At 64.1% G+C, this 19210-nt stretch carries 16 protein-coding genes; 3 read left to right on the forward strand and 13 right to left on the reverse strand.

The features are described from left to right. Positions 1 to 26 precede the first annotated feature (26 nt). Positions 27 to 821 carry a methyltransferase gene (locus CFR79_RS11385; RefSeq protein WP_110547993.1) on the reverse strand — a complete coding sequence of 265 codons (795 nt, stop codon included), beginning with the start codon at positions 819 to 821 and terminating at the stop codon, positions 27 to 29. Between the two features lie 160 nt (positions 822 to 981). Here CFR79_RS11385 and CFR79_RS11390 point away from each other — a divergent pair, with 160 nt between their 5' ends. After that, the gene (locus CFR79_RS11390) at positions 982 to 1986 is read left to right on the forward strand and encodes a polyprenyl synthetase family protein (RefSeq protein ID WP_110547983.1); all 1005 of its coding nucleotides are present in this window, start codon (positions 982 to 984) and stop codon (positions 1984 to 1986) included. A gap of 32 nt (positions 1987 to 2018) precedes the next feature. On the opposite strand, the gene CFR79_RS11395 is transcribed toward CFR79_RS11390, so the two are convergent. Beyond that, complete coding sequence (locus CFR79_RS11395; RefSeq protein ID WP_110547984.1) at positions 2019 to 2867, reverse strand: glutamate racemase; 849 nt, start codon at positions 2865 to 2867, stop codon at positions 2019 to 2021. 15 nt (positions 2868 to 2882) lie between these two features. Beyond that, a complete protein-coding gene (locus CFR79_RS11400) occupies positions 2883 to 3644 on the reverse strand; it encodes an orotate phosphoribosyltransferase (RefSeq protein WP_102323477.1) in 762 nt (253 codons plus the stop codon). 226 nt (positions 3645 to 3870) lie between these two features. Here CFR79_RS11400 and CFR79_RS11405 point away from each other — a divergent pair, with 226 nt between their 5' ends. Beyond that, positions 3871 to 4125, forward strand: coding sequence for a hypothetical protein (locus CFR79_RS11405; RefSeq protein ID WP_102323478.1), 255 nt, complete (start codon positions 3871 to 3873; stop codon positions 4123 to 4125). Between the two features lie 196 nt (positions 4126 to 4321). On the opposite strand, the gene CFR79_RS11410 is transcribed toward CFR79_RS11405, so the two are convergent. From CFR79_RS11410 to CFR79_RS11425, 4 genes are all read right to left on the reverse strand, one after another. Next, complete coding sequence (locus CFR79_RS11410; protein ID WP_102323479.1) at positions 4322 to 5620, reverse strand: citrate synthase; 1299 nt, start codon at positions 5618 to 5620, stop codon at positions 4322 to 4324. A gap of 221 nt (positions 5621 to 5841) precedes the next feature. Then, positions 5842 to 6390 carry a SixA phosphatase family protein gene (locus CFR79_RS11415; RefSeq protein ID WP_110547985.1) on the reverse strand — a complete coding sequence of 183 codons (549 nt, stop codon included), beginning with the start codon at positions 6388 to 6390 and terminating at the stop codon, positions 5842 to 5844. A gap of 7 nt (positions 6391 to 6397) precedes the next feature. Beyond that, positions 6398 to 6721 (reverse strand): chorismate mutase, encoded by a 324-nt coding sequence (locus CFR79_RS11420; RefSeq protein WP_102323481.1) that lies wholly within the window; start codon positions 6719 to 6721, stop codon positions 6398 to 6400. 52 nt (positions 6722 to 6773) lie between these two features. Continuing rightward, the gene (locus CFR79_RS11425) at positions 6774 to 7481 is read right to left on the reverse strand and encodes a metallophosphoesterase (RefSeq protein ID WP_162900534.1); all 708 of its coding nucleotides are present in this window, start codon (positions 7479 to 7481) and stop codon (positions 6774 to 6776) included. A 620-nt stretch (positions 7482 to 8101) separates the two neighbouring features. Between CFR79_RS11425 and CFR79_RS11430 the strand changes: the two genes are divergently transcribed. Further along, the gene (locus CFR79_RS11430) at positions 8102 to 9619 is read left to right on the forward strand and encodes an acetyl-CoA hydrolase/transferase family protein (RefSeq protein WP_102323483.1); all 1518 of its coding nucleotides are present in this window, start codon (positions 8102 to 8104) and stop codon (positions 9617 to 9619) included. A 90-nt stretch (positions 9620 to 9709) separates the two neighbouring features. Here the strand turns inward: CFR79_RS11430 and CFR79_RS11435 are convergent, their stop codons facing one another. The 6 genes from CFR79_RS11435 to miaB all read right to left on the reverse strand — a co-directional run bounded on the left by CFR79_RS11435 (position 9710) and on the right by miaB (position 19071). Then, positions 9710 to 14254, reverse strand: coding sequence for an AAA family ATPase (locus CFR79_RS11435; RefSeq protein ID WP_110547986.1), 4545 nt, complete (start codon positions 14252 to 14254; stop codon positions 9710 to 9712). Between the two features lie 16 nt (positions 14255 to 14270). Continuing rightward, positions 14271 to 14864 (reverse strand): thioredoxin domain-containing protein, encoded by a 594-nt coding sequence (locus tag CFR79_RS11440; RefSeq protein WP_102324181.1) that lies wholly within the window; start codon positions 14862 to 14864, stop codon positions 14271 to 14273. A 179-nt stretch (positions 14865 to 15043) separates the two neighbouring features. Further along, entirely contained in the window at positions 15044 to 15967 is a 924-nt protein-coding gene (locus CFR79_RS11445) for a hemolysin family protein (RefSeq protein WP_102323485.1), read from the reverse strand. After that, on the reverse strand, positions 15964 to 16476 hold the full coding sequence (gene ybeY / locus CFR79_RS11450; RefSeq protein ID WP_110547987.1) for an rRNA maturation RNase YbeY: 513 nt from the start codon (positions 16474 to 16476) through the stop codon (positions 15964 to 15966). Before ybeY ends, CFR79_RS11445 begins: the two co-directional genes overlap by 4 nt. 52 nt (positions 16477 to 16528) lie before the next feature. After that, positions 16529 to 17575: a PhoH family protein gene (locus CFR79_RS11455; RefSeq protein WP_102323487.1), complete on the reverse strand. Its 1047-nt coding sequence runs from the start codon at positions 17573 to 17575 to the stop codon at positions 16529 to 16531. Between the two features lie 92 nt (positions 17576 to 17667). Beyond that, positions 17668 to 19071, reverse strand: a complete 1404-nt coding sequence (gene miaB, locus CFR79_RS11460; RefSeq protein WP_110547988.1) for a tRNA (N6-isopentenyl adenosine(37)-C2)-methylthiotransferase MiaB — start codon at positions 19069 to 19071, stop codon at positions 17668 to 17670. Positions 19072 to 19210 lie beyond the last annotated feature (139 nt).

Consider the following 19210-nt stretch of genomic DNA (forward strand, 5'->3'; position numbering starts at 1 on the left):
GGCGGCAGGGCCGCCCTTTGCCCGTATCAGGGCAGCAGGGCGGCCCCATCTTCCAGCACCGCGCGGGCGGTGGCGGTAAAGCGGCCATCGGCTTCATGCAGAACCAGTCCGGGCAGCATTTCGCTGCCCGCGCGTGCGTTCGCGCATCCCTGTAGCAGCACGATACGCGCCGGGCGGCCCTGCCGGGGCCAGCATGGGAAAATCCTGATCCGTCCCAGCCCGGCGTCTTCCATGGCGGCGACCCCCATGGCCAGCAGCGTGGCGGGCAGGGCGAGTGTCAGCGTGCCATGATGGCGAAGCTGGCTGCCAAGGGCGTTTACCCATCCCGCCAGCGTGCCTGCGGGCAGACGGCGGGCAAGATCACGGCGCAGATGGGGCGAAGGGGACGAATCATGCCCATGCCATGGCGGATTGGCAAAAGCATGGTCGATCCGGCGCTTGCCCGGCCCTGACAGCAGGGGGTCATCGGGCAGGGCGGGAATGGTGGCAGCGCATATACGCAGGTCGTGGCGTCCGTTCAGTTCGAAATTATGGCCGGCGAGCGCGGCGGTCGCCGTGTCATGCTCCAGCCCGATTCCGGCAAGACCGGATATCCGATTCGTCAGGCAGAGCAGCCCTGCGCCAGCGCCGCATCCACCCTCCAGCACGGTCTGACCGGCGCGCGCGGGCACGAAAGCAGCCATCAGAACCGGTTCCAGTCCGGTCCTGTTTCCCGTGATAAACTGGCGATAGATCACCTTTCCGCCCAGCAGCGCACCGGTCGAGACCGGGGGCAGGCCGACAGGTGGCGCGGGCAGCAAATCACCCGTCCCGGACCCCATGCCTGTCTGCTCCCGCTTGACCGTTATTCCAGCGCCGCCCATATACTCATATTCATGTTCATACATTCGGAACCCGGAGAGTAACCTTTTGGCCCTAGCAGTTAGTCTGCCGGAATCCGACGAAACGGCAAGTCAGAAAGACGAAGGGGCTCGCCGCCCGATGGCAGATGGATCAGAAGTCGCCCTGCGCGATCTGGCGGAATATCTCGCTGATGACATGGCTGCGTGCAATCGCGCCATTGTCGAGCGGATGGACAGCCCGGTTGCGCTTATTCCCCAACTTGCGGCCCATCTGGTCGCCGCTGGCGGCAAGCGGCTGCGGCCGCTGCTGACGCTGGCCTCAGCGCGGCTGTGCGGTTACCAGCCCGATGCCACCCATCAGCGGCACGTGGCGCTGGCAGCCTGTGTGGAGTTCATCCATACCGCGACCCTGCTGCATGATGACGTGGTGGACGAAAGCGCCCTGCGTCGCGGCATGGCGAGCGCCAATGCCGTATTCGGCAACAAGGCATCGGTGCTGGTGGGCGATTTCCTGTTCGCGCGCTCCTTCCAGCTCATGACCGATGACGGTTCGCTCAAGGTCATGAACATCCTCTCCTCCGCTTCCGCCACGATTGCGGAAGGGGAGGTGCTGCAGATGTCCACCCAGAACGATCTTTCCACCAGGATCGATCAGTATCTGGAAGTCATCCATGGCAAGACGGCGGCCCTGTTCGCCGCAGCCTGCCGTGTGGGGGCGGTCGTGGCCGAACGTGACGAGCGTGAGGAACGTGCGCTTGAATCCTACGGCACCAATCTGGGCATGGCGTTCCAGCTTGTGGATGACGCGCTGGATTACGCCGCCGATCAGGCCCGTCTGGGCAAGACGGTGGGCGATGATTTCCGTGAAGGCAAGATCACCCTGCCGGTGCTGGCGGCCTATGCCGCGGGATCGGAGGAAGACCGTGCCTTCTGGCAGCGTGTGATCGAGGAAAGCGAGCAGCGTCCCGACGATCTGGATCATGCGCTTAGCCTGATTGAAAAGACCGATGCGATCCGCATCACCCTGGACCGTGCGACGGAATATGCACAGGCAGCCTGCGAGGCCCTGTCGATCTTCCCGCCGGGCCGCCTGCGCCAGCTTTTGCAGGATACGGCAAGCTACACGGTCAACCGCCTGCGTTGATCCCGGACAGGGGCGGTGAAAGCCGCCCCCTTTTATGGGGCAGTCATCTTTCGAGGGGGCTCAGTCCCGTCTTCGTCAAAAAAGCCGATATTGCTGGCGTCATACCCCATCTGGTCCAGACCCGGCAGCAGGGCATCCAGATCAGCGGGCATTGCGGTGAACAGCACCTGCTCGGCTCTGGCAGGCATGGTTTCCCGTAGGGGGAAACTGCATGTCGTCAGCATGCTGGCGGCCTGTCTTGCAACCGCAGGGGCGGGGTCCAGCCATGTTACATCAGCCGGTCCCAGCGCCCGCATGGCATCCAGCACAAAGGTGTAGTGGGTGCAGCCAATGCCCACGACGTCAATACGCTCGCCACCCGGTTGGCCAAACAGGCCAGCCAGTTCGGCTTTCAGTCGTTCGGGGTCAGGCGGGATCTGCCGGAATGCGGCTTCCCCCATATCCGCCAGATGGCGCGCACCATGGGCCAGCAGCGTGCAGGCCGGTGCAAAGCGCATCTGTAGATCATGCAGATAGGGACGGCGCACTGTCGCGCGCGTAGCCAGCAGGCCAATCGTGCCGGTACGGGTATGATCCGCCGCCCATTTGATCGGGGGCACACACCCGACAAAGGGCACGGCATAGGCAGCGCGCAGGCTGTCCAGCGCAAGGGTGCTGGCGGTATTGCAGGCAATGACCACCACATCGGGTTTCAGCCGGGTGATGGCATGGCCCAGAAGCCTGACGATGCGCTCCCGCAGGAGCGCATCGGGCTGTTCCCCATAGGGAAAGACGGCGGTATCGGCCAGATAGTCAATCGGAACGGCGGGCAGGAGCGTGCGCAACCGGGCGACAACGCCCAGCCCCCCGATACCGGAATCAAAAGCCAGGATACGCGACATCAGCAGGGATGCGGATCAGGCTCCGGCGTCGCGCTTGGCCTTGAGCGCAAGCGCTTCTTCCGCGCTGCCCACGCCACCATGCTTTGCGGACCATGCGCAGGGATCTTCAAGGAAGCGGCGGACCTCGGCTGCATCCTTTTCCGAGAAATAGGGCTTGCCCGCGCAGGCTTCCAGCACGTCCCACCATGTGCACAGGGCATGCAGGCTGATGTTCATGTCAGCCAGCGTACGGTAGGCGCCGGGGAACACGCCATAGAAGAACACGACGAATGTGTGGTCCACGATCGCGCCCGCATTGCGCAGGGCATTGGCGAACTGCACCTTGGAAGAACCGTCCGTGGTCAGGTCTTCCACCAGCAGGGTGCGCATGCCTTCGGGCACATCGCCTTCAATCTGCGCATTGCGGCCAAAGCCCTTGGGCTTTTTACGCACATAGGCCATGGGGGCCATCATGCGGTCCGCAATCCATGCGGCGAAGGGAATCCCGGCCGTCTCGCCGCCGACTACCGCGTCGATGCTTTCATAGCCGACATGGCGGCCAATTTTCTCGACCGCCAGTTCCATGATCTTCTGCCGCGCGCGGGGGAAGAAGATGATGCGGCGGCAATCGATGTAAACCGGGGACTTCCAGCCGGACGTAAGGGTATACGGATCATCGGGACGGAAGTTGACGGCCTTGATTTCCAGCAGAAGGCGCGCCGTCATCAGTGCCGCATCGCGATCCCACGCTGTTGAACCTGTTGACAGTCCAGCCCCGTTTCCCGTGGCGTCGTGCATACCCTATCTCCGGCCAAATGATATTCGCTGTCGTGAATGACAGGACAGACGATTAACCGCAACAGATGGGAAAATCCATCGGTCTGCACGGCCTGCGGCCAAAAATGCGTAAAAAAGCGGTCCGGGAAATATAATGTGACAACTCGGCGCGGGATGAGGGGCATGTATACCTTGCCCAATCAGTCCATTCGCTCTAGTATCCCAGTATTGATAATCATTCTCAATAATAGGTCATCGCATCGTGTCTGTTGAAAACAGTCGCATCGCTCGTAAATGTGAGCGTGCCGTAATCACCGCCTACCAGGAACTGCGTGGCGTTGGGACCAGCGATGTGTCGGCTTTCCATGCCTGCACGACCCTTTACCGCATCCACCATCCCGAATCCTCGCTGAACGAGGCCCGGCGGCTGGTGTCGGAATGGATCGACCATCACGTGATCCAGAAGCGCCCCGGTCCCACAAACGGCTGCGAGTGCGACTGACCCCACTGGCTGGGGCCAAAGACATGAGAAAGGCAGGCACATGAATGTGGCCTGCCTTTTTTGTATCGGGGGTAAATCCCGATGCGACCCTATCGCGTTATTTCAGTCCTGAAATCAGGCCGGTGACGGGAGAGGGCGGCTGGTTGTCATCATGTCCATGCCGGGCGACATTCCTGCCGCCCGGCATGAAATATGATCAGCTCCGTTTGTCGAACCCGACGAAGTCACGCTGCGGCGAACCGACATAAAGCTGGCGGGGACGACCGATGCGCTGGCCCGGTTCTTCGATCATTTCCTTCCACTGGCTGATCCAGCCGGTGGTGCGGGCGACGGCAAACAGCACGGTGAACATGCTGGTAGGGATGCCCATGGCCTTCAGGATGATGCCCGAATAGAAATCGACATTGGGGTAGAGGCTGCGCTTGACGAAATATTCGTCATGAATGGCAATCTTTTCCAGTTCGATCGCCAGATCCAGCAGCGGATCATCCTTGATCCCCAGTTCGCCCAGCACCTCATGGCAGGTGGCCTGCATGATCTTCGCACGCGGGTCGAAGTTCTTGTATACGCGGTGGCCAAAGCCCATCAGGCGCACGCCGCTGGTCTTGTCCTTCACCTTGGCGATGAATTCGGGAATGTTGTCCTTGTGGCCGATTTCAGCCAGCATCTTCAGCACGGCTTCGTTGGCGCCACCATGCGCAGGCCCCCACAGCGCCGCGATACCGGCGGAAATACAGGCAAACGGATTGGCGCCCGTGGACCCGGCCAGCCGCACGGTGGAGGTCGATGCGTTCTGTTCGTGGTCGGCATGCAGGATCAGGATGCGATCCATCGCGCGCGCCAGAACCGGGTTGATCTTGTACGGTTCGCTGGGCACCGCAAACATCATGGACAGGAAGTTTTCCGCATAGGACAGGTCGTTACGCGGGTAGATGAAGGTTTCACCCTGCGTATATTTGTACGCCCATGCGGCGATGGTCGGGATCTTGGCGATGATGCGCAGGGCCGACTGGTAGCGCGTCGCCGCGTTCGAGACATCCAGCCCTTCATGATAGAAGGAGGACAGCGCCCCGACCGTCCCGCACAGGATGGCCATGGGATGCGCATCACGGCGGAAACCGTTGAAGAAGTTGCGGATCTGTTCGTGCAGCAGGGTGTGGTGCTTGATCGAGTTCACGAAGCCGTCGTACTGCGCCCGGTCCGGCAGTTCACCGTTAAGCAGCAGGTACGCCACTTCCATGAACGTGGCCTGTTCGGCCAGTTGGGCGATGGGGTAGCCGCGATGCAGCAGGATGCCCTTTTCACCATCAATGAAAGTGATCTTGCTGGAGCAGGATGCGGTTTCGCCATAACCGGGATCGTAGGTGAATACGTCGGCCTGTGCTGGCAGCTTGCGGATATCGACGACATCGGGGCCCATCGTGCCGGACAGCACGGGCAGTGACACATCCTTGCCGTTTAGCGAGATTGTGGCGGTTTTTGCGGACTCGCTCATCTACAACTCTCCTCTTGGGTGCCAGCCCCGGCGCGCTATGGGGCAGGGCGGGCACATGTCTCCATCCTCCGGGCGGTCTGTTGTTCGGCAACAGTTTGTAAGTCTGCCCGGATTTTATATTCCCGCCTGCCCATGTGGCGGCAGTCGGCGGGTCTCGGGTGTGACGATAGGAACGAAACCCCCGGCGTGGCAATCCATGCACCCGTCCTGTGGCAATGACATTATTGGCAAGACAGCTCCACAAGCCGTATTTCACCATCAGTCGCGGTATTCCACCGCTGGTCCGTGGTGAAACAGGCGATTGATGCCGGTGGAAACCCGCGTATCAGCATGTTTTCCAGTCCGGGCGGGCAGTGCCCCCCGGCCCAGTGAAGCACCAGTCCCTGCAGGCCGGGATTGTGGCCTAATATCATGATATTGTTAATTTTATCGGGAACGGCATACAGGCTGTCACGGATTGTTTCCGCCGTGGCGTCATACAGCGTGTTCACATATCGGATATCGGGTGCCTGATCGCCATAAAATGATCCGATGGCGTCCAGCGTCTGGCGCGTACGCAGCGACGGACTGACCAGAACCAGTTCCGGCGCGAAATGCCGCGCGCGCAGCCACGCCCCCTGCCGGGCGGCTGTTTCATGGCCATGGGGGGTAAGCGGGCGCTCAAGGTCGGCGTGCATTCCCATCTCCCCGAACGGGGCGGGGGCGGCCTGCGCGTGGCGCATCACAATCAGCCGCCGGGTGGGGAAGCCCCCTTCGGATCGGTCCGGCATCTGGGATTTACCGGCTTTCGCGTGCGAAGGCTTCGTGATGGCGGATGACCTCGCGGATGATGAAGGCGAGGAATTTTTCCGCGAAGTCTGGGTCAAGCTGTGCCGCCGTGGCCAGTTGCCGCAGCCGGGCGACCTGACGGGCTTCGCGCGCGGGGTCGGCGGGCGGCATCTCGTTGGCGGCCTTGAGTTTGCCCACCGCCTGCGTATGGCGGAAGCGTTCGGCCAGCATGTAGATCAGGGCGGCATCGATGTTGTCGATGCTGCGGCGCAGTTCTTCCAGTTTCTGCTGCGCTGCGTTTGCTGCGTCATGCGTGGCCTGGGTGGTGTTCATCTGTTTCTGTTCTCCTGGAAGGGGCGTGCGGAAGGCATGTCGTATGCCCCTGTTATATGACAGGTGGCAGGTCGATCCATGCCAGATGGCCGCCCTTGCCTGCGCCCGTATCGGTAAAGATGGCCTTGCCGCCCATGCGGCCCTGCCGGACCCAGGGCCTGCCATCGGTCGAACGGCGGTCATGCCCGCAATAGACGGTGTAGCCCGCAGGAATATGATCGACCCAGTTCAGCCGCCGTTCCGGGTAGCCGTCTTTCTGCATGTGGCCTGTTGTCTCGCCAAACAGGGCGCGTGACAGCAGGGGACTGACCGTGCCCAGGCCCGGCGGCGGCAGTTCGCCCAGCATGCGGACATGAAAACCCCCATGCACGAATATGGACTGCCCCAGCACGATCCACGCGGGCGCACGCGACAGGTCGGCCAGCGCGCGCTGGTACACATCGCTGTTTTCTTCCGCCATGAACTGCGCCAGCGTTTCCATAAGCGGCGGGTCGCGCCGCATCTTGCGCCCCTGTAGCGCGCGGGCCAGCTTGCGGTCGTGATTGCCCAGAATGAACAGGCCCCGGCGTTCGTCTATCAGGCGCTGCATGAGGCGGAACGCCCCCGCGCTGTCCGGTCCGTAATCGACAAGATCGCCAAGCTGGATGACAAAACGGTCCGTCGCGGCCGCATGGCGGAAGGCGTGAAGATCGCCATGCACATCGCCCACAACACGCAGTGGCCGCCCGGCCAGAAGTTCGGTCAGCGGGTGCGCAGGCATGGCCGTGGGCAGCACGGATGCCTCCGCTGCCGGGGGCGGGGCGGAGTCCTCGCGCGCCATGACAGGCCGGTAAGAGGGAAATCGACGTCTCAAGCGAAAAACCTCTCCTGTCTGTTGCTGGCTATGCCGTGTGGATACCCCTTGCTGGGTCTGGTTTCCTATTATTCACAAGATTGGTCGCCATGCACTAGGGGATGGTCAATAATGTGTCGGGAATGACACGAAATGGTTGCAGGCGGGTAACGTCATGCGCGGGGGAAGGCGGTGTATTGCCAAAAATACATCCAAAAAATACACCGCATGTCTGATCGCGCTTCCCGATGGAGCAAACGTGAAACCGCAAAGCGAAGCCTGCCGCCCGGTGTCACACTTTTTTGTTGTGACGTGGCCCGCAGGACGGAGAACAGATGATGACGTCATGCTGAAGTCAAACGCAGCGCCACGGCATAAGGTGCAAAGGGAATACCCACACCGGATGCGGCACGCGGGCTGACGGGGACAGGCCAGAGGTACTATCGGGGGCACGCTGCCCCGCCTGCCGGACCGTGGCTGAAGCATCTGACATATCCGGCCCGGCGCAGGCTGGCCGGACATAACAATAAGAGTTTGAGGGAAAGTTCATGATCGACCACACCCGAATCCGGAATGCGGCGCTCCGGGCCAAGATCACTACTGCCGAACAGGCGGCCGCCCTGATCCGCCCCGGCAGTACGGTCGGCACCAGCGGCTTTACCGGTGCAGGCTACCCCAAGGCCGTGCCGCAGGCGCTTGCGGCCCTGATGGAACGTGAGCACGCCAAGGGAAACGAATACCGCATCCGGCTTCTGACCGGGGCTTCCACAGGCCCGGAACTTGACGGCGCACTGGCGAAGGTCAACGGCATCTCCTTCCGCATGCCCTATAATTCCGATGCCGGCCTGCGCGCGCGCATCAACGCGGGCGAGACGGAATATCTGGACATGCACCTCAGCCACGTCGCGCCAATGGCGTGGGCGGGCTTTTTCGGGGAAATCGATACGGCCGTCATCGAGGCCACCGCCATCCGTGAAGATGGCAGCATCGTCCCGTCCTCCTCCGTCGGTAATTCCAAGACATGGCTCGATACCGCCCGGCAGGTGATCATCGAGGTCAATAGCTGGCAGGACAGCGCGCTGGAAGGCATGCACGACATCTGGTACGGCGCGGCCCTGCCGCCGCACCGCCAGCCCATTCCGCTGCTGCGCCCCGATGACCGCATCGGCGGCACGTCGCTCAAGGTGGACCCGGCCAAGATCGTGGCGATTGTCGAGACCAACGCCCCGGATCGTAACGCCCCGTTCTCCCCGCCCGATGAGACCGCGCGCGGCATTGCCGGGCACCTTATGGAATTTTTCCGCCATGAAGTGAAAATGGGCCGTCTTCCGCCCTCGCTCCTGCCGTTGCAGTCCGGTGTGGGCAACGTGGCCAATGCGGTCATGAGCGGGCTGGAAGACGGGCCGTTCGATGACCTGACCGCCTATACCGAAGTCATTCAGGACGGCATGCTGGGCATGCTGGAAACGGGCAAGATGCGCGTGGCGTCGGCTACCGCCTTCTCGCTCAGCCCCGAAGCGGCAGAGTCGCTCAACAGCCGCATGCGGGAATTCCAGAAGAAGATCATCCTGCGCCCGCAGGACATCAGCAACCACCCCGGCCTGATCCGCCGTCTGGGCTGTATCGCCATGAACGGTCTGATCGAATCGGATATCTACGGCAACGTGAACTCAACGCAGATCATGGGGTCCAAGATCCAGAACGGCATCGGCGGATCGGGCGATTTTGCCCGCAATGCCTATATTTCCGTGTTCATGACGCCGTCCACGGCCAAGGGTGGCAAAATCTCCGCCATCGTGCCCATGGCATCGCATGTCGATCATATCACGCAGGATTCGCAGGTTCTGGTGACGGAGCAGGGACTGGCCGATCTGCGTGGCCTGTCGCCCAAGCAGCGGGCAGAGGTAATCATCGCCAACTGTGCGCACCCGGATTACCGCCCGATGCTGCAGGATTATTACAAGCGCGCCCGCGCGGGGTCGTTTGGCCAGCAGTCGCCGCATCTGCTGACCGAAGCCCTGTCATGGCACCAGCGCTTCATTGAAACAGGCAGCATGAAAGCCTGATTGAGGACCGGCTGCGCGTGCATGGCATGCGCGGCCACCCGATAAAAGCGGCAGGACGGGATTTTTCAGCCCGTCCTGGCGTTCGTGTTTTCAGGATACGGAAACGGGACGTTCCTCATCCACCATTTCGGTGGCGCGTTCCAGATCGACGGACAGTACACGGCTGACGCCGCGTTCCTGCATGGTCACGCCATACAGTCGGTCCATATGGGCCATGGTCAACTGGTGATGGGTCACGACAAGGAAACGCGTGCCCGCTTCGGCCACCATGTCGCCCAGCAGGCTGCAAAAGCGCCCGACATTGGCGTCATCCAGCGGGGCGTCCACTTCGTCCAGCACGCAGACAGGGGCCGGATTGCACCGGAACACCGCGAAGATGAGCGAAAGCGCCGTCAGCGCCTGTTCCCCGCCCGAAAGCAGCGAAAGCGTCGCCAGCTTCTTGCCCGGCGGCTGGGCATAGATTTCCAGCCCGGCCTGTAGCGGGTCGTCATTGCCGACCATGCCCAGATGGGCGCGGCCACCGTTGAACATGCGCGCGAACAGGGACTGAAAGTGCTGGTCGATCTGCGAAAACACGGCCATCAGCCGTTCGCGGCCTTCGCGGTTGAGTTGCCCGATCATGCCGCGCAGACGCGCGATGGCGGAGTTCAGCTCATCACGCTCATGCAGGATCGTGTCGATTTTGGTCGATGCGTCCTGTGCCTCGATTTCCGCACGCAGGTTGACCGGTCCCAGTTCATCGCGCTGGCGGCCAAGGCGCGCCACCTTGCGGCGCAGGCTGGTTTCGGCGGCGACACTCAGGTCGGTCGGGACAATATCGGCAGGCGGGGAGGATTCCGCCTGTAGCTGCGCCAGCAGCACCTGCGCCTGTTCACGCCTGCCTTCGGCGCGTACCAGTGCCTCACGCGCGGTCCCCAGCGTATCTTCAGCCATGCGGCGGCCCTGCTGCATTTCCGCCAGCCGGTTTTCCGCCTGTTGCAGTTCCTGCGCCGCCTGATCGTGCGCGGCGGTATGCTGTTCCAGTTCGGTGGCGATGGCGTCCCGGCGGGCACGTACGGCTACGGGCTGTGGCGCCAGACGCTCATGTTCCGTCCGGGCGTTGTCCAGCCGGGTCCGGGCTGCTTCGGCTTCCAGTGTTGCAGCTTCCACGCGATCGGCCCATTGCGTCCTGTCCTGTTCCAGCGTGGTCTGGCGCTGGTGCAGGGCTGCCTGTTCCGTCTGGAGCCGCGCCATGTCATCACGACTGGCCTGTTCCTGCGTGCGCAGGGTTTCCGCCTGTTCGCGCAGCGTGGTCAGGGCCTGTTCCAGTTCTCCGGTATCGGGGAGGGCGACCATGCGGGCCTGTGCGGCCTGCATCGTTGCGTCCGCCTGTTCCAGCGCGTGCGACAGGTCGGTCATACGGGCACGGCGTGCTTCCAGCCGCGCGCCCGTCTCACGCGATTTCTGTTCCAGTTCGGCGCGTGCGGCGCGGACGTGTTCCAGATGGGCGCTGGTCGTATCCACCGCTTCACGTGCTTGCCGCAGGGCCTGTTCGGCCTGTGCTGCGGCATCCGTGGCCTGTGTGGCGGCGGTTTCGGCAATGGCGGGCAGGGGCAGGCTGGCCAGATGGGCCTGTTTGGCTTCAAGTTCCATACGCAGGGCATCGTGGTCGTTTTCCAGCCGCGCCTTTTCCGGCAGCATGGAATGCAGACGCGTTTCGGCTTCGCTATGGCTGGTTGTGGTGGCGTGCAGGGCCTGACGGGCCTGTTCCACGGTGGTTTCAGCCTGCTGGCGTTCCGCGCGCAGGCGGCTTTCCGTTGCCTGCGCCTCGGCAGTCTGTCGTGCGGCCTGCTGCTGCACCTGTTCCAGTTGCGCCAGTTCCGGCAGGGCGGATGCCTGCGCCATGGCCCGGTCAAGGGCCGCATCGGCTTCGCCCAGGGCCGCCTGCGCGGTTTCGTGCTGCATGCGGACGGCGTTGATCTGCGTGGCGATGGTGGCATGCCGTCGGGACAGGTCGGATTCCTTGGCCCGGCAGGTTTCCAGCACGTTTTCGGCTTCGGTCCGTGCGGTACGGGTGGTGTCCAGAAGCCCTGTTGCCTGCTGGCGGGCCTGCATGGCGTCCTGACATGCCTGTTCCAGCGCGGGCAGGGCATCGCGTGCGTGTTCCAGTTCCGCGCGCAGTTCCCGCAGGCGGCCAAGCTGTTGCAGGCGCAGCGCCGCGCGTCCCGGCAGATTGGGGGCCTGAACATAACCATCCCAGCGCCATAGCGCGCCGTCACGGGTTACAAGGCACTGCCCCGCTGCCAGACGGGGCTGTAAATCCGCCCCATCGCGCCCATCCGCCAGCAGTCCCGCCGCATTCAGCGCGCGCGACAGGGCCGGTGGGGCATCCAGCAGGGTGGAAAGCGGCGTAATATCCGCATCCGCGAAGGGAACGGGCGTGCCGGGTGGCAGGTCGCGCCATTCACGCGGGGCCTTGCCATCAATCGTGGCATCGAGGCCATCCGCCAGCACTACCGCCAGCGCCGTTTCCAGACCGGCGGGCACATGCAGGCTTTCCGCCAGCGTCACGCCGCTGGCCGGGGTCTGCTCCGTATCGCTTTGCAGGGCGCGGGCCAGACCGTCGGCCTCCGCTTCCAGACCCGACAGGCTGGCGCGGGCCTGCGCCAGTCGGGCAGTGCAGGATTCTTCCGCCTTTGCCGCGGCAACCTGTTCGGTTTCGGCGGCGGTCATGGCCTCACGGGCGGCTTCAAGCGTCCGTTCGGCTTCCGTGCGACGGTCAACAAGCCGTGCCAGATCGGCATCGGGTATGGCCTGTGCCTGCAACTGTTCCAGACTGGCGGCCAGCGTATCCACTTCGCTACGGGCACGGGCCTGTGCCGCCTGTGCGCCACGAAGTGCTTCCTCGGCTGCCTGCCGGGTGGAGCGGGCTTCCTTCAGCCGCGCATTGGCCTGTATTTCAGCCTGCGTGGCCTGCGTGCGGTTTTCTTCCGCAACAGTCAGTTCCCCGCGTATCTGCGCAAGGCGATTATCCGCCTGCGCCACCACCTGCGCCAGACGTTGCCGTTCGGCTTCGGGCACAAGGCTGGCACGGGCTTTTTCCACATGGGCATTCAGGGTGGCGACATCGCGCTCCAGCGCTTCCAGCCGGTCGCGCAGCGCCATGGTGTCGCGCGTGGCCTGTTCATGCACGCGACGGCTTTCCACGCTGGCATTACGCGCCAGCCCGGCCTGTAGCACGGCTTCGGAATGGGTGCGGGTTGCTTCTTCCCGCGTGGTCAGGGCCGTGGTGGCCTGTTCCTGCGCGATACGGATCTGTTCATCATGGGCCGCGATTGCGGCTTCGGTCGGCATGGCCGCTTCAAGGGCCGCGATTTCTTCGCTCAGGGCCGCATGCTGGGCCGCCAGTTTTTCGTGCGCAAGGGTTGCGGCATCCAGTACTTCGCGGGCCTGCGTGGCCTGTAACTGGGCTTCACGCAGGGCCACGGTGGCCTGTTCCACCCGCGCGGCCATATCGCCGCTGGCCTGCGCCAGTGCCACGCATTCATCCTGTCTGGCGTCCCGCAGGGCGGGCAGTGCGGACAGGCGTTGTGCGATCCCGGTCCGTTCGGCCTCAAGCTGTTCGAGCATCGTCTGCGCATCATCGCGCCGGGTCAGGGCGGCGGCCTGCACGCTTTCGCACTCGGCAAGGCGGGTGCTGGCCTGTTCCAGGGCGGATTCCGCGCGGGCCAGTTCCTCGGCAATGGTTTCGGCCCGGACCCGGAAACGTTCCAGCGCGGTGCGTCGATCATCCACCTGCGCCCGGAGCTGGGGCAGGGCCTGCGTCATTTCGTAATCGGCAATGACCGCGCCTTCGGCCATTTCCTCGGCGGCCCTGAGGTCGGCGCGGGCCGCATGCAGCGCCGCCTCGCTTTCGGTCACGCCGTGATGCGCGCGGGCATGCAGCAGGGCCAGAAGGGCGACTTCCGATGCCCGCAATTCCTGCGACAGCGTGCGGTAGCGGCCTGCCTGCTCGGCCTGTTCATGCAGGTCGCCCAGCCGGGATTCAAGCTGGATGCGCAGGTCTTCCGCGCGGGCCAGATTGGCTTCGGTCGCCCGCAGTTTCAGTTCGGCTTCATGCCTGCGGCCATGCAGGCCGGTAATCCCGGCCGCTTCTTCCAAAATGGTGCGGCGTTCTTCGGGCCGGGCATTGACCAGTGCCGATACGCGCCCCTGACTGACCATGGCCGACGACCGTGCGCCCGATGCCAGATCGGCAAACAGGGTCTGCACGTCGCGCCCGCGCATGGTGCGCCCATTGACGCGGTAACCGCTGCCAGCCCCCCGATCCGCCCGGCGGCAGACCTGCAGTTCGTCCTGGCCCTGAAACGGGGCGGGGGCGACGCTGGCGGCGCCTTCCAGCGTAAGGGTCACTTCCGCCATGTTGCGCGCCGCACGGGCCGCAGTTCCCGCGAAGATCAGGTCATCCATCTCACCCCCGCGCAGCGAGCGGGCGTTGGTTTCCCCCATCACCCAGCGCAGGGCCTCGACCACGTTGGACTTGCCGCAGCCATTCGGCCCGACAATGCCCGTCAGGCCGGGCAGGATGTCCACGGCGACCGGGTCGGCAAAACTCTTGAACCCGGCGATGCGCAGCCGGACGAAACGGGCGGTCATGACAGAAGGGCTCCGCTCACTGTGCCGCGGCTTCGACCTTTTTGGCGAACTCCTCGTAGGTCAGTTCCTGCGAGACCTGCTCCTTGTCATTGAAGCGGAAGGTGGGGGTGCCGTCGATCTTGTACTGCATCTGGGCGCGGTCTTCCTCCTCCATGATGGCATGACGCAGCGTTTCGTCATGGATCGTCTGCTGGAACAGGTCGGGCGACATGCCGGCAAGGGCCGCCATCTTCTGGATTTCCGCCTCATGGTTGACTTCGTTGCCATAGGCGTCCTTGCCAAAGGCCCAGCGGTCCTGACTGGACAGCAGGGCCAGCACGAAGGCTTCATACCGTTCGGGGGGCAGGGCGCGCGCCACCATGGAGGCCGTGAGCGCCACCTGATCGAGCGGGAAGTCGCGGAAGATGTAATAGACCTTGCCCGTATCGATCAGCTTGCTGCGCACCTCGGGAAAGATTTCCGCCGCGAAGCGGGCGCAATGCGTGCAGGTAAGGGAGAACCATTCCTCCACCCGCACCCTGGCCGAAGGATTGCCCGCCGCGCGGATGGTCAGGCGCGGATCGGATGCCTGCGCCATCGCCCGGCTGGAAAGCAGGCTGCCGCCCGTCATCAGCGCGGGGGCAAGGGCAAGCAGGGTGCGGCGGTTGATGGGCTTCACGGGTCACTCTCCGGTATGGAAATCAGGTGGGGACATCGCCCCGGCGGGTTAAGTGTAAAGATGCGGGCGATCCGCGTAAATCCGTCCCGCCATGCGAAGGCACGCCCCCGGGTAGGAGACGTGCCCTGCGTTCAGGCCGGCTGCGGGGCTTCTGCGGGCGGCAGGCGCACGCGCACATGGCGGATATGGCGGGCATCCGAATCAAGGGTGCGGAAAACCATGCCGCTTTCGTGGGTTACGATTTCGCCGCGCGTGGGGACATGGCCTGCGAGACGGAAGACAAGCCCGCCCACGGTTTCGATCTCGGCCTCGCGTTCGTCGCGCGTCAGGATCTGGCCGACCTTTTCCTCAAACGCCGCGACAGGGGTGCGGGCATCCACGTCAATCGTGCCGTCGGGCCTGTCGCGCATCATGTTGACGGTGGGTTCGTCATGCTCGTCCGAGATGTCGCCCACGATGGTCTCGATCAGGTCCTCGATGGTGACAAGGCCATCAATGCCGCCATATTCGTCAATTACCAGCGCCAGATGGACATGGCGCAGGCGCATCTGCAACAGCAGGTCCAGCACGGGCAGTTGCGGCGCCACCATGAGCGGCTGGCGCAGCAGCGGTTCCATGCGGAAGGCCTCGCTCGTGCCGACATAGGCGATCAGGTCCTTCACATGGATCATGCCCACGATATCGTCGAGCTGTTCGCGATAGACCGGCATGCGGGAATGGTTTTCCCGCCGCATCATCGCCAGCGCCTCATCAAGGCTGATATCCACGGGCATCGCCACGATGTCGGCGCGCGGGATCATGACGTCATCGGCGGTAATGCCGCGCAGACGCAGCACATTGGCCAGCAGGGCGCGTTCCTGCCGGTCCAGTTCGGATGAACGGGGGTCGTCCCCCTCGCTGCCCGCGGCTTCATCCGCTTCCTTGACCAGCGCGGCAATGGAATGACGCAGCCCCTGTTCGCCGCGCTTGCGGCTGAACAGCGACAGGAATCCCCTGCCGCGCGACCCGGACGGAGGTTCCGCGCCCCCTCCCGCATCAGTGTTGGGACGGCTCATGACCGGTTCTCCCGCGCGGAAGCCATGCGGCCCGCTTTCCATGGATTGGCCACGCGCAGGCCGGACAGGGTGCGGGCTTCAAGCATTTCCATCTCCCGCGCCTCGCCGGGGTGATGATGGTCATACCCGGCCAGATGCAGGACACCGTGAATGACCAGATGCGTCAGATGGGCGGCCATGTCGCGCCCGGCGGCGCGGGCTTCGCGCTGGACCGTCTCGAAGGCGATGATGATGTCGCCACCCCACACGCCGCCGCCCATCTGCATGGGAGCGTATTCGAATGTCAGGACATTGGTGGGTTTGTTGCGCCCGCGATGCTGCCAGTTCATATGGCGGACCGTGCGGTCATCCGCCAGCACGACCGTAACCGGTCCATGGCAGCCGGTGGCCTGCAACGCGGCATCCACCGCGCGCGTGACCAGACGGACGGGGCAGGGGACGGCGCGGTTCCAGCGCCTGTCCGCCACTGTTACATCGGGTTCGTCCATTCCGGCCGGAAGGACGGGCATCGTGGCCCGTCCCGCTGCATCCGCGACCCCGCCATGATGGGCGGGGCCTGTGCTACTTCGAGGTTTCATCGTTCTCCTGCTGCGATCGTGCGCGATGCGGGCGGCGTTCGGCCGCAGCACGCTGATCGTATGCCTCCACTATACGCGCCACCAGGGGGTGGCGCACCACGTCACGCGATTCAAATCGCATCATGCCGATCCCGGGCAGGCCGTCGAGTGTCTCGACAGCTTCCCGCAGGCCGGATGTTACACCGCGCGGCAGGTCAATCTGGCTCAGATCGCCTGTAATGACCATGCGCGTGCCTTCCCCCATACGGGTCAGGAACATCTTCATCTGGGCGGGGGTGGTGTTCTGCGCCTCGTCCAGAATGACAAAACAGTGCGCGAGCGTGCGCCCGCGCATGAAGGCGAGGGGGGCGACCTCGATCTCGCCCGTGCCCATGCGGCGGATCACCTGATCGCCCGGCATCATGTCATGCAGGGCATCATAGAGCGGACGCAGGTAGGGATCGATCTTTTCCTTCAGGTCGCCGGGCAGGAAGCCAAGCCGTTCCCCGGCTTCCACTGCCGGGCGGGACAGGACGATGCGGTCCACCTGTCCGGCCTGCAGCATGGCCACCGCCTGGGCTACGGCCAGATACGTCTTGCCCGTACCAGCGGGACCAAGGCCGAACACCATGTCCTGACGCGCCAGCATGGACATGTACTGCCCCTGACCGACCGAACGCGGGGCGATGGGGCCACGGCGGGTCATGATGGTGGGCAGGTCCGACAGCGCGGGGCTGGTGGGGATGACGGCGGTACGGACGTCTGGCATGGGCAGTTCCCCTGTCGCGGCGGACGGAGCGGAAAAGGCATGGGCCGCCATGCGGATGGCGGTATCGACGGCGGCTGTATCCACGGCCTGCCCGGTGCTGGCGCGGCGGTAGAGTTCAGTCAGCGTGTCCTGTGTCAGTCCCACCCGCTGGGCCGCACCCGTAATGGCGATACGGTTCCCCCGGCAGGACAGCCGGACATCAAATCCACGTTCAAGGTGCAGGAGATGCCGGTCATGATCCCCTACAAGCCGGGCCAGAAGCGCATTGTCCTCAAACTGCATGGTGACCGTGCGGTCATTCGCCGCCGTGCCATCCGGGGAGCGCCGGCCGCCGCTACGACGGGGCGCGTGGAGCGTGGATTGTGTCTGTTCTCTCAAGCCCTGTCTGCCTCCTCTGTCAGGACACCACCAAGGGAGTTGGTGTAGGTATGGCCGACCGCCACCGTGGCGATGCGCCCGATCAGGCTGTCCGGGCCTTCAACGTTCACGGCCTGTAGCCACGGGCTTTTGCCTGATATCTGGCCCGGTTTGCGTCCGCGCCCGGTAAAGAGCACCGGCACGACCTGACCCACGGTTGCAGCGTTGAACGCATCCTGCTGCACGCGCAGTACGGCCTGAAGTTCCTGCAGGCGCGCATCTTTCACGTCCTCGGGCACCTGCATGCCCGCACCTGCGGCCGGTGTGCCGGGGCGCGAGGAATATTTGAAGGAATAGGCCTGCGCGAAACCGATCTCGCCAATCAGGCGCATCGTATCGGCAAAGTCGGCATCCGTCTCCCCCGGATGGCCGACGATGAAATCGGATGACAGCGCCAGATCGGGCCGGGCGTCGCGCAGGCGGGCGACCAGCGTGCGGTATTCATCGGCCGTATGGCCCCGGTTCATGGCGGCCAGCACACGGTCGGACCCGGACTGCACCGGCAGATGCAGGAACGGCATGAGCTGCGGCAGGTCACGATGGGCCGCGATCAGGTCGTCTTCCATGTCGCGCGGGTGGGACGTGGTGTAGCGGATGCGCTGTATTCCCACCTCATCGGCCAGCACGCGGGCAAGACGGGCCAGCCCCCATGTTGCGCCATCGGGGCCTTCGCCGTGATAGGCGTTGACGTTCTGTCCCAGCAGCGTGATTTCCGCGATCCCCGCCGCCGCCAGCTGGCGCGCTTCCGCAATCACCGCCGCAGCCGGGCGGCTGCTTTCAGCCCCGCGCGTATAGGGCACGACGCAGAAGGAGCAGAACTTGTCGCACCCTTCCTGAATGGTCAGGAACGCCGAACCGCCCGCCGGGGCGACGCGGTCGGCAGGCAGGAAATCGAATTTCTGCTCGACCGGGAAATCCGTCTCGATCACGGCACCCGCCGCGCGCGCGGCGCGGGCCACCATTTCGGGCAGCCGGTGATAGGTCTGTGGCCCCAGCACGATATCGACATAGGGTGCGCGGGCCAGGATTTCCTTGCCTTCGGCCTGCGCCACGCAGCCGGCTACGGCCAGTACGGTGCCTTCGCCCCGTTCGGCGCGGGCTTCCTTCACCTTGCGCAGGCGGCCCAGTTCCGAAAACACCTTTTCCGCCGCCCGGTCGCGGATATGGCAGGTGTTGAGGATGATCATGTCCGCAGCTTCCGGCGTGCCCACCGCGCGGTAGCCCAGCGGGCGCAGCACGTCGGTCATCCGCTCGCTGTCATACACGTTCATCTGGCAGCCCCATGTTATGACATGAAGCCCCCTGACGGATGCTGTGCTGGGCTGCGGCGTGGCCACGGAGAAGGGAGACAGGCTGTTCACGGGTCAGGTATCCTCGGGCATCATCGCGGGCATGGACCCGCCTAACGGGCGCAACACATCGTAGCTCCCGTGCGTGCGGTCAAGTGCCTTGCGACCAATATGCCAAGGAACAAATGGTCTGCCCATCAACGCTCCCGGT

Origin of the sequence: Komagataeibacter saccharivorans (genome assembly GCF_003207825.1) — a bacterium.
GTDB lineage: Bacteria > Pseudomonadota > Alphaproteobacteria > Acetobacterales > Acetobacteraceae > Komagataeibacter > Komagataeibacter saccharivorans.

Excerpts from the sequence above, each read along its gene's own strand:
- CFR79_RS11400 (WP_102323477.1), bottom strand. The coding sequence starts at position 3,644 with ATGCACGACGCCACGGGAAACGGGGCTGGACTGTCAACAGGTTCAACA.
- CFR79_RS11430 (WP_102323483.1), top strand. The coding sequence starts at position 8,102 with ATGATCGACCACACCCGAATCCGGAATGCGGCGCTCCGGGCCAAGATC.
- CFR79_RS11410 (WP_102323479.1), bottom strand. The coding sequence starts at position 5,620 with ATGAGCGAGTCCGCAAAAACCGCCACAATCTCGCTAAACGGCAAGGAT.
- ybeY (WP_110547987.1), bottom strand. The coding sequence starts at position 16,476 with ATGCCCGTCCTTCCGGCCGGAATGGACGAACCCGATGTAACAGTGGCG.
- CFR79_RS11385 (WP_110547993.1), bottom strand. The coding sequence starts at position 821 with ATGGGGTCCGGGACGGGTGATTTGCTGCCCGCGCCACCTGTCGGCCTG.
- CFR79_RS11415 (WP_110547985.1), bottom strand. The coding sequence starts at position 6,390 with ATGCCGGACCGATCCGAAGGGGGCTTCCCCACCCGGCGGCTGATTGTG.
- CFR79_RS11420 (WP_102323481.1), bottom strand. The coding sequence starts at position 6,721 with ATGAACACCACCCAGGCCACGCATGACGCAGCAAACGCAGCGCAGCAG.
- CFR79_RS11455 (WP_102323487.1), bottom strand. The coding sequence starts at position 17,575 with ATGCAGTTTGAGGACAATGCGCTTCTGGCCCGGCTTGTAGGGGATCAT.
- CFR79_RS11425 (WP_162900534.1), bottom strand. The coding sequence starts at position 7,481 with ATGCCTGCGCACCCGCTGACCGAACTTCTGGCCGGGCGGCCACTGCGT.
- CFR79_RS11435 (WP_110547986.1), bottom strand. The coding sequence starts at position 14,254 with ATGACCGCCCGTTTCGTCCGGCTGCGCATCGCCGGGTTCAAGAGTTTT.
- CFR79_RS11390 (WP_110547983.1), top strand. The coding sequence starts at position 982 with ATGGCAGATGGATCAGAAGTCGCCCTGCGCGATCTGGCGGAATATCTC.
- CFR79_RS11445 (WP_102323485.1), bottom strand. The coding sequence starts at position 15,967 with ATGAGCCGTCCCAACACTGATGCGGGAGGGGGCGCGGAACCTCCGTCC.
- CFR79_RS11440 (WP_102324181.1), bottom strand. The coding sequence starts at position 14,864 with ATGACGGGCGGCAGCCTGCTTTCCAGCCGGGCGATGGCGCAGGCATCC.
- CFR79_RS11395 (WP_110547984.1), bottom strand. The coding sequence starts at position 2,867 with ATGTCGCGTATCCTGGCTTTTGATTCCGGTATCGGGGGGCTGGGCGTT.